The 20,162-nt window shown below is 53.1% G+C and carries 10 protein-coding genes; 2 read left to right on the forward strand and 8 right to left on the reverse strand.

What is annotated here, in order from left to right:
- Positions 1 to 163 precede the first annotated feature (163 nt).
- The 4 genes from NSS64_RS12815 to NSS64_RS12830 all read right to left on the reverse strand — a co-directional run bounded on the left by NSS64_RS12815 (position 164) and on the right by NSS64_RS12830 (position 10,730).
- The gene (locus NSS64_RS12815; protein WP_341140349.1) at positions 164 to 5,119 is read right to left on the reverse strand and encodes an S-layer homology domain-containing protein; all 4,956 of its coding nucleotides are present in this window, start codon (positions 5,117 to 5,119) and stop codon (positions 164 to 166) included.
- 25 nt (positions 5,120 to 5,144) lie between these two features.
- Positions 5,145 to 6,251 (reverse strand): peptidylprolyl isomerase, encoded by a 1,107-nt coding sequence (locus tag NSS64_RS12820; protein WP_341140350.1) that lies wholly within the window; start codon positions 6,249 to 6,251, stop codon positions 5,145 to 5,147.
- Positions 6,252 to 6,314: 63 nt separating this feature from the next.
- Complete coding sequence (locus NSS64_RS12825; RefSeq protein ID WP_341140351.1) at positions 6,315 to 8,480, reverse strand: GH92 family glycosyl hydrolase; 2,166 nt, start codon at positions 8,478 to 8,480, stop codon at positions 6,315 to 6,317.
- 69 nt (positions 8,481 to 8,549) lie between these two features.
- Complete coding sequence (locus NSS64_RS12830; RefSeq protein WP_341140352.1) at positions 8,550 to 10,730, reverse strand: beta-galactosidase; 2,181 nt, start codon at positions 10,728 to 10,730, stop codon at positions 8,550 to 8,552.
- A 310-nt stretch (positions 10,731 to 11,040) separates the two neighbouring features.
- Between NSS64_RS12830 and NSS64_RS12835 the strand changes: the two genes are divergently transcribed.
- Positions 11,041 to 12,285, forward strand: coding sequence for a response regulator (locus NSS64_RS12835; protein ID WP_341140353.1), 1,245 nt, complete (start codon positions 11,041 to 11,043; stop codon positions 12,283 to 12,285).
- A gap of 19 nt (positions 12,286 to 12,304) precedes the next feature.
- Positions 12,305 to 14,044 carry a cache domain-containing sensor histidine kinase gene (locus NSS64_RS12840; protein ID WP_341140354.1) on the forward strand — a complete coding sequence of 580 codons (1,740 nt, stop codon included), beginning with the start codon at positions 12,305 to 12,307 and terminating at the stop codon, positions 14,042 to 14,044.
- A 78-nt stretch (positions 14,045 to 14,122) separates the two neighbouring features.
- Here NSS64_RS12840 and NSS64_RS12845 read toward each other — a convergent pair whose 3' ends face one another.
- From NSS64_RS12845 to NSS64_RS12860, 4 genes are all read right to left on the reverse strand, one after another.
- A complete protein-coding gene (locus NSS64_RS12845) occupies positions 14,123 to 15,118 on the reverse strand; it encodes a cache domain-containing protein (RefSeq protein WP_340992896.1) in 996 nt (331 codons plus the stop codon).
- Positions 15,119 to 15,168: 50 nt separating this feature from the next.
- Positions 15,169 to 17,631 (reverse strand): family 78 glycoside hydrolase catalytic domain, encoded by a 2,463-nt coding sequence (locus NSS64_RS12850; protein WP_341140355.1) that lies wholly within the window; start codon positions 17,629 to 17,631, stop codon positions 15,169 to 15,171.
- 79 nt (positions 17,632 to 17,710) lie between these two features.
- Positions 17,711 to 19,138: an ABC transporter substrate-binding protein gene (locus tag NSS64_RS12855; RefSeq protein WP_339256706.1), complete on the reverse strand. Its 1,428-nt coding sequence runs from the start codon at positions 19,136 to 19,138 to the stop codon at positions 17,711 to 17,713.
- A gap of 139 nt (positions 19,139 to 19,277) precedes the next feature.
- Positions 19,278 to 20,162 (reverse strand): carbohydrate ABC transporter permease, encoded by an 885-nt coding sequence (locus NSS64_RS12860; protein WP_341140356.1) that lies wholly within the window; start codon positions 20,160 to 20,162, stop codon positions 19,278 to 19,280.

The raw sequence follows: 20,162 nt of genomic DNA on the forward strand, positions 1-20,162 counted from the left end.
TATGCGTCCATAACATTATTACTACACTACGTAGTAGTTATAATCTACTACATAATGTAGTGGTTAGTCAAATGTATAGCTGCCATCCGTCTAGAGCTTATCAAATTGAACTGAAGCAGTAAAAGACCGCCGGGAAATCCCGGCAGCCTCCACTAGAATGAAATCACAATCCCATGATTCTGTATATTACCGCTGCAGCCTCTTCACGCGTGGTCAAACCCTGCGGTTTGTAAGTACCGTCACCATAACCATTGATGATACCGGTCTGCCGCAGATAGTTAACCGGCTCCAGAGCGTACGCTCCGATTTGCTTGTGATCCGTAAAGGCTGCGGCAGGGCCAGAAGTCTCCGGCTGCGGTCCGTTCAGACGCATAGCGCGGAACAGCATAACAGCGATCTCCTGGCGGGTAACCGGCTCCATTGCACCGAAGAAGCTCTCACTGCGCCCATTAACAACACCTGCGGCCTGAGCCGTCATAACTGCTTGGTAATACCAGGCCCCTGGAGTGACATCCTTGAAAATCCCTTGATTATTCCCGCCTTGAAGCTCCAGAGCGGACACCAGCAGCTGAATGAATTCTGCCCTGGTGATTTGCCGGTCAGGTTCATATTTGCCCTCTCCTGTACCGCGAACCAGGTCACGGGCAGCCAATGCCTCCAGAATGATGGAGTTACTTGAATCCGTATCGGAGAAGTGAACACCTGCATTTGCAGTGCCATAGAGGCCAAAGTTCTGTGTTGTAAACGTAACGCTGCCTGCTCCTGATACATATTTAGAATGCTTAACCACTTCGGTTTGCCCTCCACCAGTAATGGAATAGGCGATAGCTTGATGCTGCGCTTCTCCCGGCTTCAAGTTGTGTGCAATGGATACCTTCATGGATGCAGAGCGACTTAACCTTTCAATTTGCTGTCCGTCCACGGCCAGAGAGATCCGGTGCATGGAATATGTTGTCCATTTCTTATTCATGGCCGCAGGCTGCTGTGAAGCATCTGCAATATGAACGGAAAGCTCCAGCTGCCGGGAATCCTCCGGAATACTATCCATCAGAGAAGCCACGGGAATCGTTAGGGTCACTCCGCCAGCTTGTACTGTAAGCGAGGTTACATGATCCTTGAGCTCTTTAACCGGTAGTTGAAAAGCACTTCCTTTGAACATAGCATTCTCCGCTGCCAGCTTAAGCACCAGTGCTCCGCTCTGCACACCATCCATGGCTTGCCGGATCTCTCCGTCCCGAAGCTGTGCGTGACTGATTCCATCGGCTCCCGGTTCAGCTTGTACCTGAAGGAGTCCCGGTGAATGAGTAATGATCTCACCACCTACTGTGCCGGGAGTACCTTCACTGCCGCCACTGTTATTATTATTATTATTATTGTTGTTGCCGTTATTGCTGCCGGGCGTAGGTTCAGGCGTATCCGTCCCCGCGTTATCACCGCTCCGAACCACATGTACAGTGTAAGTCTTGGAAGTAGTTCCATCGGCAGCAGTAACTTTGACATCAATCCTGTTGTCTCCTACCTTAAGCCCGCTCCCGCCTGTTACTGTCACTGTCGCCCCGGCATGAGCAGGTGTCCCTGTTACAATCACCTCAGTCTTGGAAAAAGGAAGGTTGATGGTGTAATCCAGTTTATCCTGCCCGAACCCTGAAATATCTGTACCGTCAATACTCAACCGACTCAAAGCGGCATTGCTGCTCAGCTCCGGCTCTTCGCCCTTGCCGGTATTCATCAGCTGAAAGGTGCGGAAGAGAGTCGGGTCCTTCACACCGCCAATGCCTGAGCCCCATTCGATATAACCCTTGCGGCCTGCTCCGTCATTGTCATTGACCAGCATCGAGAAGCTTAAGACTTCACCCGCCGCTGGCCGGACGGGGCTCACTTCGCTCCAGGGCAGTGCCAGGGCATATGAGGTTACCTTATTCTGCTCATCTCTGGTCACCTTGAGCGTGCCTGTGGTCAACACTCCGGTGGCTGCCCCCTTCATGGACAACCAGCGGTAAATTTGCGGCCCCTCCGGCGTCTGAGAGATCCCATATTCATACCAGGACTGGCTGTCTCCCGGCACACCGGGAGCAAGGCTGAACTGGATGCTGTCATTCTGCCAGATATTAATCCCGGAAGCCTTATGAGTGAATACATCATCACGGATATCGGCTGTCAAATATAACTGATCTTTATCCCAGCGCAGCTGCGCAGTTCCACTGAGATCATCAACACCATTGTAACCCGTCAGTAGAGGCGTTCCGTCCGCAAGATCAATCAGCGCCGGACTGCTTGTATCCGACTGATTCGGCATCCGGTTAATATCTATATTCCGCTTAATGTGGACATCCTCGTAACCCTCCAGATCAACCGTCAGCTCCAGCGGATACTTCACGCCTTCAGCGAATCCCGGCAGTGGAATGGAATAAGGGAATTTGTTGCCCGGTGCGATCCCGGACAACTGCGATTCGCTGCCGCTAATCTGATCTTTGCCTTCACCTACAGTCCAGGTAATCTTCTTAATGACCAGAGGATCTGCGGTGGAACTATTCGTGAATTGAAGCTGAAGCGATAGATCACCGCTGCTTCCATCCTTAATATGCGGTACAATCTTCAGGCCTTCATAATACAGCCGCAGATCATCTACTGGTGCTTCAGGCAGCGTTGCCGGATCAAGTCCGGGGCCGTTATATGCTCCGATATTCGGCGGAGCATCCGCTGACACGGCATTGCCCCAGTAATCCAGTCCGCCATTGTCTGCAATAACAGCTCCCGCTCCGAGTGCAGGCGAGTTGTCTCTCAGCTTGTAGCCGTCCACCGTATTCCAGCCGGTGCCGCCGCTGCCTTGGGCAACAAGCAGCGGATTCGCTGTGATGGAATTAGCGTTCTCCGGCTCGCTTGCAGGGTGATTGCCATACAGCAGATTATGATCGAAGGTGCCATTCACTCCCGGCAGATTATACCCTCCCTGTCCAAGGTTGTAGACCAGATTATTCTTGAAGGAATAGGGAGCGTTGATATTGCCGCCGTCATCCCATTCATGGTCGATAATTCTGGTGTTCTGCCCTGCTCCGATATAGATCGTATTATTATAGATTTGTGTATCCGGCGTAACCCCGCCTGCGAAGTTAAAGGTATGCGTCAGATCATTTTGGCTGATGTTGTAGCGTACCACATTATTAGAGGAGCCTGTCAGCACCCCCGGAGTCAAGCGCGCATCAACGAAAAGCATGAATCCGCCTTTGTTGCCATGGCTGTAATTGTATTGAACCACACTGTCTATGGTATCAATATCCAGATTGAAGCCCTGCCCGTCGCCTTCCGGCTTGTTCGTATTGAAGGACTCATTGAACTGTACAACGTTATTCCGCCCCCGGGTCGGCCAGATCGCGGCGGAGCCGTTAAATTCACCCTCCTCGGAATAGTTCCCCCCCTCCTCTGCAATGTTATGTTCAATCAATCCCCCATTCACACCAAAGGTAAGAATGCCGTCGCTGTCCGCCTGCTTGACATAATTCCCGCGGATGGTGACATTGACCGTAGCATAGTCCGTTCCGTTGAACCGCTGATCCCATACCACAATCCCGGTACGACCGATCCGTTCCACCGTGTTGCCTTCGATCCATACTCCGTCGAACTTGTCTGTACCCGTTGTTCCTCCTACATATACGGAGATGCCACCGAATGCATGTGGGCCACCTTCAGCCCCGGATACGGTAGGATAGCGGAAGCTGCTGGATACATCATGCACATAGTTATCCTTAATGTGTATATTTCTTAAGATTCCTCCATTGGCGTTCTCTACCATAATACCTTCACGGTAGACCGTTCCCCTCTCGGAGGCATAGTTGGTAACCTCCAGATCCCGGATCATCCAATTCGAGGCATTGCGTAAATACACGGCCCCGCCAGCCATACCTCCGCCATTAATAACCGGCTTGCTTCCGGTGCCATATGCACCGATAGTGATCAATTTCTCGTCCGTTCCGCTGCCTTTGGGATATAATTGTTCGTTCCAGATGCCGCCCTTCTTCAGCAAGATCCGGTCACCGGCCTCAAAGGTAGTCTGATTGACCACGCTAAATGTCTTCCACGCCGTCTCCGGTGTTCGCCCGTCATTACTGTCGCTGCCTGTAAGGGCATCGACGTAATAATCCCCGTCTCCGCCACTGCTACCGCCGCCTCCCTGCGTTCTATTGGATAAGGAGACCGAGCCTAGCTGCATTTGCCAGGGGGCGGAATCACCGCTTAGTTCGATTTTCAGATAATGAATACCAGGTGGAAAAACCTCTGCAGGCGTATAATTGCTCCCTGTCCAAGCTCCATCACCCGTGGACTGGGGAGCATCTTGAACAGCGGGCAGCTCCGCCCAGGCCGAGGCATCCGCCGAACCGTAGAACCTGATGCTTCCGCTGGAGCCGGCAAAGGAATGCAGGCGGGCTTTGAAGGACTGCAGGTTATGCAGATGGTATACGATAAATTCAGCGGATTCTGCCGTTCTTACCGCCCGGGAAGCATCTCCGCCAAAATAATCGGGATTGCTTGTATCCATGGTCCAGTTATCGCTGTATGCAGAGAGCTGTGAGACATCGTCCAGTTCATCGCTCACCGTTAGCGGAGCTATGGATACATTGGAGAGCTTAAGGCTTCCGAGCTGCGTCATCCAGGTATCGAGATCGCCGCTGACTTCAATCTTCAGGTAATTTACACTATCCGGCAATGCACCTGATGGTGTATACATGGTTCCGTACCAGCCCGAGGCAGTCGCTGCCGGACTGTCAATGACGGCCGGAAGCTCCGTCCAGTCTGCCGCATCCGCTGATCCGTAGAACTTCACTACGGCGGTTGAGCCGGAGAAATAATACGTTTGAAGCGAGAACGACTGGATGCCTGTCATCTGATAGACTGCATATCCGGTATCGGTGGAGGTTCTGACCATCCTGTCAGCATCGCCGCTGAAAAACTGAGGATTGCTGCTGTCAATCACCCAATTCTCCGAGCGTAACTCCGCTGCCGGAAGGGTCGAGAATTCATCGGTCACCGTCTCTTCGGTATGGGCAGAAACGCCCATTGCGGGGAGCATCGCCGTGCAGATCATCACCAGCGCAAGTATGGTTATTGTCAGTTTTTTCAACATTATTGCGTAATTCCTCCTCGAATTGTTATTGAATCGCCTGCCGTGCCAGATCCTCAGCCATCTGGTTATTCCATTCCACAACGGCTTCGGACCGCTTGTGATCCACAAGAGCTCGGAACTTCTGCTGTGCCAGATCCTGTGCAATCCGATCCTTGACTTGATTGAACGGCAGAGCTTCCGGGTCAGCTTCGGACAGGCAGTACAGGAGGTGGACAGCCCCATTCTCCACAATCAAGCTGCTCACCTGTCCCTGTGCAAGCTGTTCCGCAGCAAGTAATACCAACGGATTCTCCAGAGCTGCTGTCCGCCGTGAGGTGCTGGTAACTGTTAGCTCGCGGGTATATACTCCCAACTCTTCTGCCTGTTCACGGAGGGTTGTTCCAGTAAGCTCTGTTCCGGTAGATTCCCTTCCCGCTGTTACTGCTGCCAGGAGCTCTTTCATTCTGTCCATGGCCCCGCTCTGATCTTTGTACTCTGATTCCGGTCCGTAAGGCAGCGTCACCCATTCCACACGGGTAGTTCCCTGCTTGGAATATTTCGCGGCCAGATTGGCTTCGTATTCCAGCCTCTCCTGTTCAGCAGTGATGACGATAGAGCCATTGCGGCGCATCGCATCAATCGTTGCATCCTCAAGATTGCTCATGTAATAGCTGTAGTAAGCCTGTGCATCCAGCTGCTTAGGGCCATACACCACCTCCTTGTTCACTGCCGCCTGACTCCGCCGTATATTTTCGCGCTCCATTCCAATCAGGAATGCCTCAAAGCTGATGTCCGGTATCACTCCAGCTTCCTCTGCAAGCTGCAGCTCTGCTTGCTTGGTTAGTAGCTGAGTCTGAGCGTCCCTGATCCATCGTTGCAGCGGGATTTCGCCGGAATAATCGGTCAACCAGAAGTCCTCCGAATAACCGGCATGATAAGTCTGCATGAAGTAATCAGCAGTGAGCGCCCTGTTCAGCTGAAGATGCCAGTTGAACTCAGCGGTTGAAGTCTCCTGACCATTGACGATAAGAAGCGGAGGTGCTTCCCCGGGTGTATTCATGCTCATTGCTCCAATCATTATCAGACTTCCGGCGGTCAATGCAGCCAGCATAGCGGCAAGCGTTTTCCATTTGGAATGAAACCTTTGAGCCATTGTTAATCTCTCCTCTCCGCATTACTATTAAGCGCTTTTAACACCGACTGCCTCGCCTGGTTCTTATAGCGGGGCAGGCCCCGGATACATACTGAAGCTTAAGACTCCGCCTCTCATAATCTCGTTATGAGGCAAGGAGTGATCCTCCCACGGCGTATTGTTCCAGTGAACCGATGCACTATAAATATTGGAGGGGCTATTATTCTCCGCTTCAATGACCCATTGCCGCCCATTTTCTAGCTCGATCGTAACCTTGTCAAACAGAGGGCTGCCCAGTACATACTCAGGAATTCCGGGACTTAGCGGATACAGGCCGAGGGCACTCCAAATATACCAGGCCCCCATGCTGCCGTTATCCTCATCGCCGGGCAACCCGTCCATCCTGCTGCTGAACAGTCCGGCCATGGTTTTGCGGACCCAGTACTGTGTTTTGGGCAGTGCTCCGAGTCTGGAGAATAGATAAGGGATATGAAAGCTGGGCTGATTGCTGATGGCAAATTGCCCGAGTCCGGCCGAAGCCATCTCCGACATTTCATGAATCTCCTGTCCATAGGAACCCACTTTGAATACCGGTTCTTCAGCCATTAGCTGGTCCAGCCTGCGGACGAATGCCTCCTCGCCGCCCATCAGTCCGGCCAGTCCCGGGAAGTCATGGGGGACGGCCCAGCTCCCCTGCCAGGCACCGCCTTCACAGAAGGGATCGCCCCATTGCAGCGGATCAAAGAACTCTTGCCACGTGCCGTCCTCGTTACGGCCTCTCATGAACCCGACCGCCGGATCAAATAACCGCTTGTAATTCTGCGCACGGCTCATAAAGCGCTCATAGTCATCCATCTTGCCAAGTATTCTGGCAATCTGGGCAATACAGAAATCCCCGTATACATAATCCAGTGTATTGCTCACACTTTCATGGAACCGGTCATGCGGCAGATAGCCATGCTGCAAATATAATTCAAGTCCGCGTCTGCCCAGTCTCTCATCCGCAGCCGGATGGTCCGCGTGCTTCAGCAGGCCCTCATATAGCAGCTCCGCATTGAAGCCGCCGATTCCCTTGACGATGGCATCCGCAGCTGCCGCATCAATCAGTGTCCCGGGCATCGCACTGCGTTCACCCGGAGACAGCCACTTCGGCAGCCAGCCGTTCTCTTCATAAGCCAGCGTCCACGCCTGCATAATCTCGCCCAGTAGAGTTGGGAACAGAACGCTGTACAGCGGGAGGCTCGTACGGTATACATCCCACAGACCGATATCTGAATACATTGGACCTTGGCAAATGCTGCCGTTAAATGGGCTGTAATGGATCTGTTCGCTCTGCTCGTTATATTCATGCCATGTTCTGGGGAACAGGCAGACCCTGTACATGCAGCTGTAAAAGGTGCGGAGATTCTCTTCATCTGTGCTTTCAACAGTAATCCGGCTGAGCCGTTCTTCCCAGCTTGCCTCTGCTGTGCTTAAGATCTCCCCGAAGCTGCATTCACCAATCTCCCGTTCCAGATTCAGCAGAGCCTGCTCCCCGCTGATGAAGGAGGTGCCGCACTTGACCCCTGCAACGCCGGATTCCGGCAGGGCTAATCCTGCATAGGCACCGAGCCGTTCTCCGGTTCCCTCATACGTCCCTAACGGCTGATAATCTCCATTGAAGATGCCCGACTCCTCCATGATCAGGTCTGTATCGAACTGGAAGACGAAATACATGGCGAAGTTATCGGGTACCCCGGCGGTATGGCCTCTGGTATAGCCGGTAATTCTGCGCATCTCCGGCTGGAAGACAAAATGTGACTCCCCCTTCAGCGGCGCTATAATCAGCCTGTTCTGGTGCGGCTCATCATAAGTTATTCTCAGCGCCGCACAGCGCTCGGTCGGTGTCAACTCCAGTCGGGTCCGGTAACGCTGCAAGGAAACGCTTAAATAATGGGGGGCTACCTGCATCTCCTCCGGTTTGAAGGAGGAGGAGCGTGCGCCGGGGCTGAGCAGCAGCGGCCCGCTCTGCGGCAACAGCGTCAGATGTCCATAGTCCCCGATCCAGGGACTGGGCTGATGGGTCAGTCGGATACCCTCCAGGTGGCGGTGGCGGGGATGGAAGAACCAGGTGCCGCCCGCTTCATGGGTTTGCGGACACCAGGCTGCCATACCGAACGGCATCGCTGTAAGCGGCAGCGTGTTGCCGTTGGAATACCGGAAATCCGATTCTGTTCCCTGCATGGGATTAACATAATCTACTAACTTCACACCAATACACTCCCTTCGGCCGGATCTCACCGGCCGGCTCTATAATATCCGGTAATACGCTCTGCCGTCTTAAGCTAAGCGGAATACCTGAACATCCCCGGCCTGTATCCGTACACTCAGACGGGTTGTTGAAGGCTCCTTCTGATCCGCCGGCTGAATATCGGCGTGTCCGCCGGTAAACCAGGGTTCGGCTGAGGTATACACAGCACACAGCTTAATTTCAGTCGCGATGTCCTCTTTCCCTTCATTATGCACATATAGAAACGCACCCCGGTCTGTTCCTTCACCTTCGCCCCATTCAGACAGATCGGCACGGACTTTACCGCTGGCCTGCACATAAGTCTCCAGCTTCAGCTCCTGCTGCAGTAGCTCCCGTACCAGTTGAAGCGTACCGGGATGTTCATCCTTCCAATAGGCAGCTGCAAGCAAGGTGCCTAACCATACAGCCCGTCCACTGCCGTAATCGGCGCAGGTTAAGGCAGGCATGAGGTCTTCGGTAAATTGGGCCAGTACCTTCACATGTCCTTCCAGCTCGATATCCGATTTGTAGTAGGAACCATGGGCCAGACCGCCTGCGGCAGGCTCCTCTTTCCCGCTATGCCCCATCACATTCCGCAGCGGGATCGCCGTCCGGGATTCGAAGGCGACCTGATGATAGCTGTGATCCAGATTCTCGGCGGAGTGAATCCAGGTCTCGCGGACGCCGAACACTTGATCGAATCCATATCCCGGAACGTTATAGCTGTGACAGCCATTCTCTGCCTGAAGAGCACCGAAGGAGCATTCCGAGATCAGAATCCCGCCGTTCTCGACCCACCCACGCAGGATGGCGCACAATTTGCGGTTCAGGTAGAGCGGATAAGGCATCCACAGGCAGCGGTATGGCTTCAGAGACTCCTCTGTAACATCAGACTCATGCAGGAACTCTACTTTATAATTAAGCTCATGCAGCAGCTTATGGGCGCCTTGTATGGAGTCGTTGTAGGTATCCAGATGATCATGCGCTGCGAAGTTGGCAATCTGATTCTCCGGGCTGAACAGAATGGCAATCCCGTCCCCGCGGCGTTTGGCCAGCATCAGCTCCCGCTTGTTGCTCTGTACCAGCTTGTTAAGCTGTGCCATGTCCCTGTACCAGGGCGCTGCGCTGCCGTCCAGATAGACACTGCCCCAGGCCGGGGCTTCCTGACCCAATATCTCAGGCCTGTATTGCCAGAACAGATATCCGGTGATGCCGCGGGCAAGCGGGGTCAGAATATGCCGTTTCATCTCCAGAAGATCCGGCTGGCGCGGCTTCATCGCTGTATTGCCCGGCAGTGCGTGAATTTCCGAGTTAATAATCGGTTTGCCTTTGGCCGCCGAGATCAGCAGATCAGCCGACCACGCCGAAGACCCCAGGCTGTTGCCTGTCAGATCACAGGGCTCTGCCAGCTTGAAATCATCCGAACCAGCCGTAATCATATTGAAGATTGGCGCAGGTACCGTATGAGCCATAACCGGATGCTGCACATCCAGCGACTTCACTATTTGTACCCGGCTCCGCAGCTCCTCTGTCAGGGTGTCCGACATGAACAGCCGCCAGTCTACCAGATCGTTGAAGATGCCTTGGCCCCGCGGTGCCTCCACTTCCTCCCAGCCCCCGTAAGTCCGCTGCCACGATTCGTTGAGCGCTTCCAGAGAACCATATTTGTGGATCAGCCATTCATGAAATGCGGGCAGCGAATGCCTGCAATAACAGACCTGGTTGTCAAAAGACAGCTTACGCTTAATCCCCGTAGTCAGCTCCGGCTCATTCCACAAATCCCAGACCCAGAGCGCCGGATGATCCTTGAAGGCCTTGACGGTCTCCTCCAGAAAGCGTGCCTTCTCCGCAGCGGCTGGCGCATGATGATAGCAAGGTCCGGGTGCTCCGCCAATCTGGCGGCAGTTAATCGCTCTTGGCTCCAGAATGGAACCGTCGGCCGTGACCATTTTGGAATCCGGATATTTTCTATAGAACCAGGCCGGAGCTACATCGAAAATCACATTCAAAATGACCTTGAGCCCATTCCGGTGAGCTATATCCATCAGCTCCTGAATATCATCGAACACGAATGTCCCTTCCCTGGAGACACTGGAGCGCCACTGGACCCAATACTTCACACAATTGAACCCCTGCCCGGCAATATTGCCGAGGTCTTGCTCCCATTGATCCCGGAAGGGGGTTGGGGAACGGTAATATTGAAACCCGAATGGAATAAATGGATCTTGCATGAAGAAACTCCTCCTACAGCGTTCAATTTCGATGATCTTCCACTTATAAAAGCGCTTACTGCTTATTCACGCTTAAAGTCTATCACAGTGTATTTTACGAAAGTTAGGATAGAATCCTATGAAACGGTTTGCGAACCTGTTGAAATGGAACCAGTCGCCGCTATACGGACGTTAATAGGCAGAACCGTGGGGGTAAGATGCTGCGATATCGTTTGTGATCCTGAACACTTGATTATTTACTGCTCCTCTAAAAGACAATTCACGTTTATAATGACTGTAAGACACAGAAAACTACTACGGGGTGAAGCTAATGTTGAAAGCGCTTGTAGTCGATGACGAATACCTGGTACGCATGGGCATCACACAAACTATTGATTGGGCAGAATACGGCGTTGAGATCATTGGAGAAGCCAGCAATGGCGAAGAGGGCCTGGCGCTCGCCCTGCAGCACCGTCCGGATGTGATTATCACCGATATCCGCATGCCGTTCATGAATGGTCTTGAACTTATAGAGAAAATCCGCGAACAGGACATGCTGGTGGGCATTGTCGTTCTTAGCGGTTATGATGAATTTCAATATGCGCAGGCAGCTCTGCGTTATGGCGCTTCGACCTATTTACTGAAGCCCATTAATATAGAAGAACTTGCAGATACGGTGCGCTGTGTCGGCGATGAAATTCTGGAGAAGAAGCTGCATTCGAAGCGGTACTCACAGCTTAACGGGGAAATCGCTTCGATCTCCAAGCAATTCTGGCAGGATTTGCTGCATGGGCAATTGCATGATGAGGAATTTGTAGCCGGTAAGTTAAAGCTGTTGAATCTTCAGCTCGAACCCGGAGAGGCTATCCTTCCTCTATCTCTCGCCTTCCCTCCTGACAATGGCCTAGAGAGCAGTGCGGAGGGAACGAGAGCATTGGAGGATGCCGCAGCAGACTTGATGGAAGCGCATTCTTTGGAGCAGCTCTGCCTCTTCCGGGACAGCCATCTGGAGTGGGTTATGGTACTTCGGACCAGAGAGTTAGCACATGCCATTGACTATGCCCGCAGCTTGGGCAAACAGCTGTCCGAATGGAGCCAGCAGCACTTCGGGCAGCCGCTCAGTATAGGTATAGGCAAGCCTACAGAAGATTGGTACAGGATCGCAGACTCATACCGGCAGGCTGTTCTTGCCGCACAGCGGGCTTTGACAGGTGTTGAACGTGTGCTGTATGCCGGGGAAGAAGCCGGAGCGCGCTGCCGGCGTGAAATCAGGGAAGCACTCGCTTTTATCCGGGAGCATTATGCCGGGAATATTACCGTTGAGCGGGTCGCTTCGGCGGTATTCGTGAGTCCGACCCATCTGATGCATCTGTTCCGCAAGGATCTGAATAAGACCTTCTACGAGTGTCTGACGGAATACCGCATCGAGGAAGCCAAGCGTATGCTGCGTAATCCGATGTACCGGGTCTATGAGGTGGGTAATCAGGTCGGCTTTACCGATTCCAAGTATTTCAGTCAGATCTTCAAGAAAATGACCGGTATCCCGCCAAGTGAATATGCGAAAACCTATGGTTAAGCTACATTTGGAGAAATGGATGAATTCCCGGCTGCGGCGGTTCAAGATCAAGGGCCGGATTGTAATTGTCCTGTTAGCGGGCTTGTCTCTGCATCTGGTGCTGATGCTGGTTATTTTCAATTTCTACTCTTATACCTATCTGCAAAAAGACTTGTACCGTCATGTCGTTCAGACGCAGCGCCAGATTGGACTGAGCGTGGAGCTGATGGCCGATGACATCCAGATGCTGTTCCTGCGGTTTCTGGTGAACAGTGACATCTATCAGATCATCAATAATGACCACCTCCCGGCTGCAGACAAGGAATCGCGAATCGGAGCCATTATTGACGATATGCTGGCCGATAACTTCTTGGCAGGCAATGTTATCATCCAGACCAATGACAATGTACTCTATTCTTATCAGACCAAGCAGCAGATGCTGGAGGTTCCTGAAGCCCTGTTCATCAAGCGTATTCAAGAGAGCAGTATGCCTGTGGTTGGTGAGATCAAGCGGGATGGCGAAGGCAATGCCTACATTCCCTTCGGACAGCAGTTCCGCAACTTCAATACGGGGCAGAATATCGGTGTCGTGATTATTTATGTCAGAGAGTCCGCCTTGGCGGCACTGTATTCCTCCAGCTTCACAGGCATCGGCTACTCCTTCCTGACGTCCGGCAACCGGATTATTTCCCACCCTGACAAACGGCTTCTGGGCAATTTCCTGGAGGAGAGCGCACCGCTTCGTCCGGGTAAGGAAGAAGGCTACCGTACTTGGTCGGAGAATGGCAACACTTATATCATTGCGACCTATCCGCTGAATCCCCGGCTGGAGTCCCTTGGGGTTAGCTGGGAATTCACCAGTGTGATCTCCAGCCACAAGCTGTTCGCGGGGATCGTCAAGGGCAACCGCAATGCGCTCCTGTTCGCCAGCGTAACCTTCATCGTGCTGCTCCTGCTGTCCTTCTATCTGGCAGCGCAAATTACCCGTCCGCTGCTGAAATTGAAGAAGAAGCTGGGGCTCTTCGGCAAAAAAGATCTGTCCGCTGTCTATGACCAGCGGGGACAAGTCGATGAGATTAGCCAACTGGAGAACAGCTATTACCAAATGGTGGCACGGATCAGCCAACTGATGCTGGAGAAGGATGAGGAGAAGGAAAAGCAGCGCAAGGCCGAACTAACTGCGCTGCAATCGCAGATTAATCCTCATTTTCTATACAACACCTTGGATGCGATTGCCTGGATTGCCCGGCTGAAGAAGCAGCCGGACATTGAGCGGCTGATTTCCTCATTGGCCACCTTTTTTCGGATCAGCCTGCATAAAGGGGATAAGTTCGTCACGGTCGAAGAGGAAATCCGTCTGGTGCAGAGCTTCGTGACGGTCGAACAAATGCGGTTCCCGGATAAGTTCGGAGTGGAATATGAGATGGATGAATCCTTGCAAGGCGTCCGCATATTGAAGCTGATTCTCCAGCCTATTGCAGAGAATGCGATCAAACATGGCATCAGCGAGAAGCGCGGCGCAGGCCGAATCTGGATTAAGGGGGAGCTTCGGGGGGAAGAGATCCGGTTCACCGTGACGGATGACGGAGTCGGATTTGCAAATGGGGCAACACTCAGCCAGGCCAAAGAGGATGTGCTGTTCCAGAGCGGCTACGGTCTGCGTAATGTGGACGAACGCATTAAACTGGAATATGGTCCCCAATATGGGCTTAGTATCTCCAGCACTCCCGGGCAAGGCACCACCGTGACCATCAGCTTGAAGAAGGAATTGTCCAGATGAGATCAGGGCAGTGTGTTTAAGCAGGATCAACATCCACCCAAGCGCGCTTAAGTTGAATCCTGCTCAAAAACAAAGGGCTTACTCTTTCATTGTTGAATTGATTTTCAGATATAGCTGGTTCAACGGATTGACAATACTGCCGCTCAGCATAGAAATCAGCAGCCAGAACAATAGGAATACTGCGGTGTTCAATGCCAGCATGATATATTTGAACGCCCGCAGCTCTGCGTTCATGCCGTCAGCAGAGATATAGGTGACTATTTGATCCTCTGAGTCGGGCAGCGGATAGAGCAGAATTAGGCCGTCTGCTGTTTCGCGCTCCTTTAAGCCCGTTTCATTCAGGCTGCTTTTCCCCGGTGTGGCCAGCGCTGCTCCGATTTCCTTAAGACGCACCAGGGGCATATCCGCTGCCTTCAGCAGCTCCCCGTTACCCTTCAGCAGGTAGACCTCATTCTCCCCGTAGATCGAATTCTTGTCTGACAGGTAGAAGCTGTACAGCTTGCCAATCTCCACTTCAAGGGAGAGCAGACCAAGGACCCGTCCTCCCGCATCCTGAATTTTCACTTCAAGCAGCAGACGGTCACGCAGATCCGTAGGCGCATTCATCAGCTGTTCCCGGTTCAGGACCGTCCAGCGTAAGGTCTGCTCACGATCTCCCAGGAATTGCTTCATTCCCGGGTCCTTCTTGATCTCGGTGAACGGGAGCAGCCCCGACACATTGCTGGAAGAATAAGCTGCGCCTGCTTCCCCCCAAATGTAAATGCCGAGTATATCACTGCTGGAAGAACGTATCCCTTCCAGTATCGGTGAGATGGCCCCGTCATACGCTGGTTTCTTCAGCGCTTGTTGTACCACCTGATTATTGGAGATCAGCTTGGAGGTCTCTTCCAGCCAGTTCATGAACAGCAGTGTATTCTTATGCTGCTGGCCGGTGTACTGGACGGACAACTGCCTGAGCATATCCAGACTCCGGTGCTCCATATTGCGGAACAGAATGAAGCTTGAAGCAGAGATATAGACCGTAATGAACAACACCAGGACGAGGCGGATGTTGCGGCCGAACGATCTGAACATAGGCTTCCCCATCCCCTTCCGGTGTTTGAGTGTACTGAGCTGAAATAAGACTAGCAGTTAAAGCCGCTAATGTCGATCTCTACTTCAAGCAAACCGGTATCCGTCTTCTGTACCTCTCCATTCGGCAGAATAACAGTAATGGCTGAGCCGGCTGTCCAGGCGGCTTCCAAGTGGAACACTTCAATCTCTGCCTCGCTAGTGATCTCCCAGCTCACGGTTATAAGCCCCAGATCTGTGCTTACGGCTCCGCTGGCGTATTGCAGCTCTCCGCAATGAGGCTGCAAGACGATGCCATCATTTTCCTGCCGGACCCCCAATATTCCTCTGGTGAATTCAGTAATCGGCAGTGCGCTCCAGGCATGGCAGTCGCTTCTGGTGTCGGCAGAGTCGATCTCGGGAAGTGTGGTCAGACCCAGCTCCAGCTGCTTCAACCAGCGTGCCCATAGCCCGAAAGACCGGTCATACATTCCGCTAAGCTCCAGCGCGCGGAACAGATAATAACTCATCGGCAGTGAGAGCTTAGCCATCGGCGTATGGGTCAGTACCGTTTGCAGCAGAGTCTCTCCTTCCGCAGCAGACACAGTTCCGGCCAGCACTGCCCAGACCTGCGTGTGCTGGCTAAGCTGTATCTCTGGTCCTGCCTCCGGGCTGTCGCGGAAGAACGGACCGTCCGCTTGGCGGCAGTTGTCCAATACCGCAGCGTTGACTGCGGCCTTGCGCTGGCGCAGTTCAGCGGCAATCTGTGTCCAGCCGGTGGCTTCCAGCAGCTCAGCCGCTTGCCCCAGCGTAAAGGCATACATTAGACTCATAAGGGTGGCAGGTGCCTGATTCGTGCAATCCGGTGCGCCGAGCGGCCATTCTTCTACCCAGTCGTAATAATTCCAGTACTGGCGCGGAGTCCGGTCGACCAGTCCTTGCGGAGTCAGCCGCTGATCGAACCAATCCAGCACTGAGAGCATAGCTGGCCGGTAATGCTTCACCAGAGCCACATCCCTGAAGGACCTGTAGTGATCATGTATCATTCCGATCCAGTACAGGGAGAAGGAAGGAATGACCTGGGGCAGCACTGAGGGGTAGCGGCTTTGCAGCATCCCGCTTGGCAGCTGTGAAGCTCTGTAATCCTCCATAGCCCTGCGGGCCAGCCTGTCGTCTCCTGACAGCAGGTACGTAAATTCCATCATCAGCTTGGTATCCATAGTGTATTGCAGCTGTTCATAATAGGGAGTGTCCTCATAGGTCTCGTGCATACAGCGCCTGAGCGTCCGCACACTCAGCTCCCAGAGGCGGTTATACCGTTCATCCGAGCAGTGAAAGCTTCCTTGCAGCTGGAGCGGATAACCGGTCTCCCTGTAGCTGAGTCCGGTTATCCTCAGCGGTTCGTGTCCGGCATGAACCTCCAGCCTCACATAACGGAAGGTACGGAACCAGAAAGGCTCATATACTTCGGGCTGGTCTTCTGTACCGTAACCGGCTGGCCGGTAGCTGTCGTAACCGCCCCGCAATACCTGCTCCCTCATCTCATCGCGGACGGCTTTGCGGCGGATTTCCTCATCCCCTGTCTCTTCTTCGTAGCATTCGGCGTATTGGAGTGTAATGAGGCTGCCTCCGCCACCCTGGAGCTTAAGCTGCGGATAACCTGTCGTCAGCTCGCCTGCATCCAGCTCCAGCCAGAGCTGCTCTCCCGCCTGGACAAGTACACCTTGAGCAGGCACTACAATAGAAGAGGAAGTGCATCCGGCTCCATTCTTCAGCTCCAGGCTATGCCCGGCCGTGAAGAGGGCATCCCCCTCCCCGCAGCTGCTGCGCATCAGCTTCAGGAAGCATTGTTCCTGCTCATAGAGCAGCGGAACCGGACGCCGGGCCAGCTGCCAGGGGGTTAATTGACCGTATTCATCCCTTACCGGCTGCACCACCCGGGCAGCACTCCAGGCACTGTCATCATATTCCGGCAGCATCCAGTCCCGGAGTGCTGTGTCCCCTGCGGTCTCCTCCAATCCGCCCATCCAGCGCATCATCGGAAACGGGCGGAGCCGGTAGCCGTGATCCCGGATACATTTCCAGGAGGTATCTGTAGGCAGTTCCTGCACAAGCTGCCCGTCCGCTGTAATCTCCGCTTCTACAAGCAGACCGCCTTGCTCTGAACGCCATACCGATAAAGGACCGTCTTCCCCCATTTCAAAGGGAGCGGTCCCGGCATAATGAACCACAGTAACAGCAATCACATTGATTCCCGGCTGCAGGACGCCCTCCAGGCTGTATTCCTCATAATAGTGTACATGTTCATGGCCCTTGCAAGGACCGGCCCATTGGCGCTGCCCATTGACGAACAGCCTGTAGCGGCTGTCTGCGGTAATGGCCACATTCATACTGTAAGCCTTCCCGGTACCGGCTGGCAGCTCAAACACTCTGCGGAAATATACCCGCTCATGCCGCGCTTCCCTGTCCGTAGTTTCTTGCTCTTCCTGCAGCCAGATCCAGCGGGCGCTCCAGTCTCCCCATTCTTTTGCTGCCATGTTATCCCTATCTCCCTTCACCTTCATATAAACGGCATCGCCGCCCTTCAGAAGGACGGCGCCGGTGTTTGACTGCGTTTTATTTTACCTTATCGAGATAATCCCGCTGGAATTCTTCAGCCGCCTTGTCCAGGATCTTCTGCGGATCTGCATTCTTGTCTGTTAGCACGGATTGCAGCACGACATCCAGCTTCTGATACAATTCCTGGGCATTGACGGGTTCCTCCGCCCGCATCCCCTTGCTGCCGTTGTCCATATAATCACGGAACATGTCCAGATTCACGTTGTTGTATTTGTCGAGAATTTTCTGTTCCTCTCCAATACGCTTCTCATCGGTCCAGATCCGCAGCCCGTAAGGGCCGACGATCAATCCCTGATCGCTGAGTGTCTTCTTCTCGATATCCCAGCCGGTCAGAGCCTCCTCTGATGATTCTGGTGTGAACCCGTAGGTCTTCAGCCATTTGAATCCGGCATCAATCTGCTCTGGTGTTACATTCGGCGAGAACATATACAGGCCGCCCCCCAGCAGGGTAACAGGTTGTCCAATCGGTCCTACAGGCAGTGCTGACATGGCAATATTGTCCTTGGACATCTTGGTCTGCTGCTGGATGACCGGAGGCCAGTCGTTGGTGCCGAAGCTCATGGCAACCTGATCGGTGCCGAGCATACGGAACATGTCATTGGTCACATCCACCAGATTGTTATCCGGCAGCACATTGTATTTCCATTTCAAATCCTTCACATATTGCAGCGCCGCAGCCGCCTCGGGAGAATTGAATACCGCCTGCCATTTGCCGTCAACCTGCTTCTCGAATTCCGCACCGTAAGCCCAGGCAATATTCATGAACATCCAGCCGCCCTGGCCGCTCTTCGTCGGCAGGAACATTCCGGCTTTGCCGGTCTTTTGCTTGATGATCTGCGCAGTTTCCGCCAGCTCCTCATATGTTTTGGGGAACTTCGGAATCCCCTTATCATCCAGAAGGCCCGCTTCCTTGAAGAGATTCACATTGTAGAGCATGCCGATGACATAGCCGTCCTTCGGAATCCCGTAATACTTGCCGTCCTTGGTCACCATTTTTAGAAGATCCGGGTTAATGGCCTTGTCATATCCATACTTCTTCATCATGTCCGTGATATCCGCTGCGTAATTAGCTTTGATGATTTTGCTTGTTTCGGTGAAAAAGGTCTCATATACCGTTGGAAGCTGCCCGCTCGCAGCTTTGGGCAGGAACGAGCTGACGTCGTAGCCCCATTCATCCTTATCCACTGTAATGTTCGGATAATTAGTTTTCATCTTCGCCATGAGCTGTTCATACTGGGCGATCTTGGCTTCCTCATTCGGCTTCGGCCAGTTACTGACCTTAATCGTAACCTGTTTGCCGGCTGCTGCATTTCCGCTCCCGCCTGTTTTCCCTTCATTGGAGCCGCCGCAGCCGGCCAGTCCGGCAGTAAGCAGCAGTGTGAGCGCCAGTGTTGCGGTTAGTTTCTTGGTGTGTGCCATTCTCAATGTAATTCCCCCTAGAATTATTCTTATAGCAATTCTGCATTTTGTAAAGCGCTTTCTTTAATTCTGAAATCATCTTACCATGCGCCCTTTAGAGCGCCCTACGGGGCAAAACTGTGAAATGGTTTGTGATCGGGTGACATTAACCTTTGATGCTGCCGCCGAAGGCTTGCCCGTTCATAATGTACCTTTGGAAAAAAATAAACAGCAGAATCGGCGGCAGGATGGCAAACGTCAGGGCAATAAACTGAATGTCCTGCGGTAATGTCGCTTTCAAATTATAGATGGCCACAATGACCGACCAGGTCGATTTATCCTTCAGTACCATGAAGGGCCAGAAGAAATCCTGCCATACACTATTCATCGTAAGGATCGTAATCGTAGCCATGACCGGGCCGCTGAGCGGAAGGATCACCCGGATAAAGATGCCGATGGTGCTCGCCCCGTCTATCTTGGCCGCTTCCAGCAGTGCCTGTGGAATAGAGTCGAAGAAGTTCTTGAAGATCAGAATCACCACCGGATTCACAGCAGCCATGAACCACATCGGCCAGAAGGTATTGGTCAGATTCACATGCAGCAGCGGAAAATCAATCAGGTTCTTGAACAGCGGCACCATTCCCACCGTATTCGGAACCATCATCGTCCATACAATCAGCACGAACAAGAGCGCGCTCCCGCGCGGCTTCAGCTTGGAGAAGAAATATCCGGCCAGCCCGTTAAAGGTAAGACAGAACAGTACAGAACCGGCAGCCAGGTAAGCGGTATTCAGATAGTAACTGAGAAAATTGAACTCCTGCCAGGTCTCCCACAGCTTGCTGATACTAAAGGTGCGGGGAATCAAGGTAGGCGGAATCGCATAGAACTCCTTAATGTCCTTCAGGCTTGAGACCATAATCCAGACGGGAGGCAGGATACAGACGGCGGCGAGCGCAAGCATCAGAAGGAACAAGCTCCAGTAGAGCAGGCGCACCAAGGGTGATCTGTATTCAATATTGCCGATAATGCCGTAAGCTTCATTTGTTTTCAT

The sequence above is a fragment of the Paenibacillus sp. FSL H8-0122 genome, from assembly GCF_038005345.1.
Taxonomy (GTDB): domain Bacteria; phylum Bacillota; class Bacilli; order Paenibacillales; family Paenibacillaceae; genus Paenibacillus_AQ.

Excerpts from the sequence above, each read along its gene's own strand:
- NSS64_RS12850 (WP_341140355.1), bottom strand. The coding sequence starts at position 17,631 with ATGGCAGCAAAAGAATGGGGAGACTGGAGCGCCCGCTGGATCTGGCTG.
- NSS64_RS12840 (WP_341140354.1), top strand. The coding sequence starts at position 12,305 with ATGAATTCCCGGCTGCGGCGGTTCAAGATCAAGGGCCGGATTGTAATT.
- NSS64_RS12845 (WP_340992896.1), bottom strand. The coding sequence starts at position 15,118 with ATGTTCAGATCGTTCGGCCGCAACATCCGCCTCGTCCTGGTGTTGTTC.
- NSS64_RS12815 (WP_341140349.1), bottom strand. The coding sequence starts at position 5,119 with ATGTTGAAAAAACTGACAATAACCATACTTGCGCTGGTGATGATCTGC.
- NSS64_RS12820 (WP_341140350.1), bottom strand. The coding sequence starts at position 6,251 with ATGGCTCAAAGGTTTCATTCCAAATGGAAAACGCTTGCCGCTATGCTG.
- NSS64_RS12830 (WP_341140352.1), bottom strand. The coding sequence starts at position 10,730 with ATGCAAGATCCATTTATTCCATTCGGGTTTCAATATTACCGTTCCCCA.
- NSS64_RS12860 (WP_341140356.1), bottom strand. The coding sequence starts at position 20,162 with ATGAAAACAAATGAAGCTTACGGCATTATCGGCAATATTGAATACAGA.
- NSS64_RS12835 (WP_341140353.1), top strand. The coding sequence starts at position 11,041 with ATGTTGAAAGCGCTTGTAGTCGATGACGAATACCTGGTACGCATGGGC.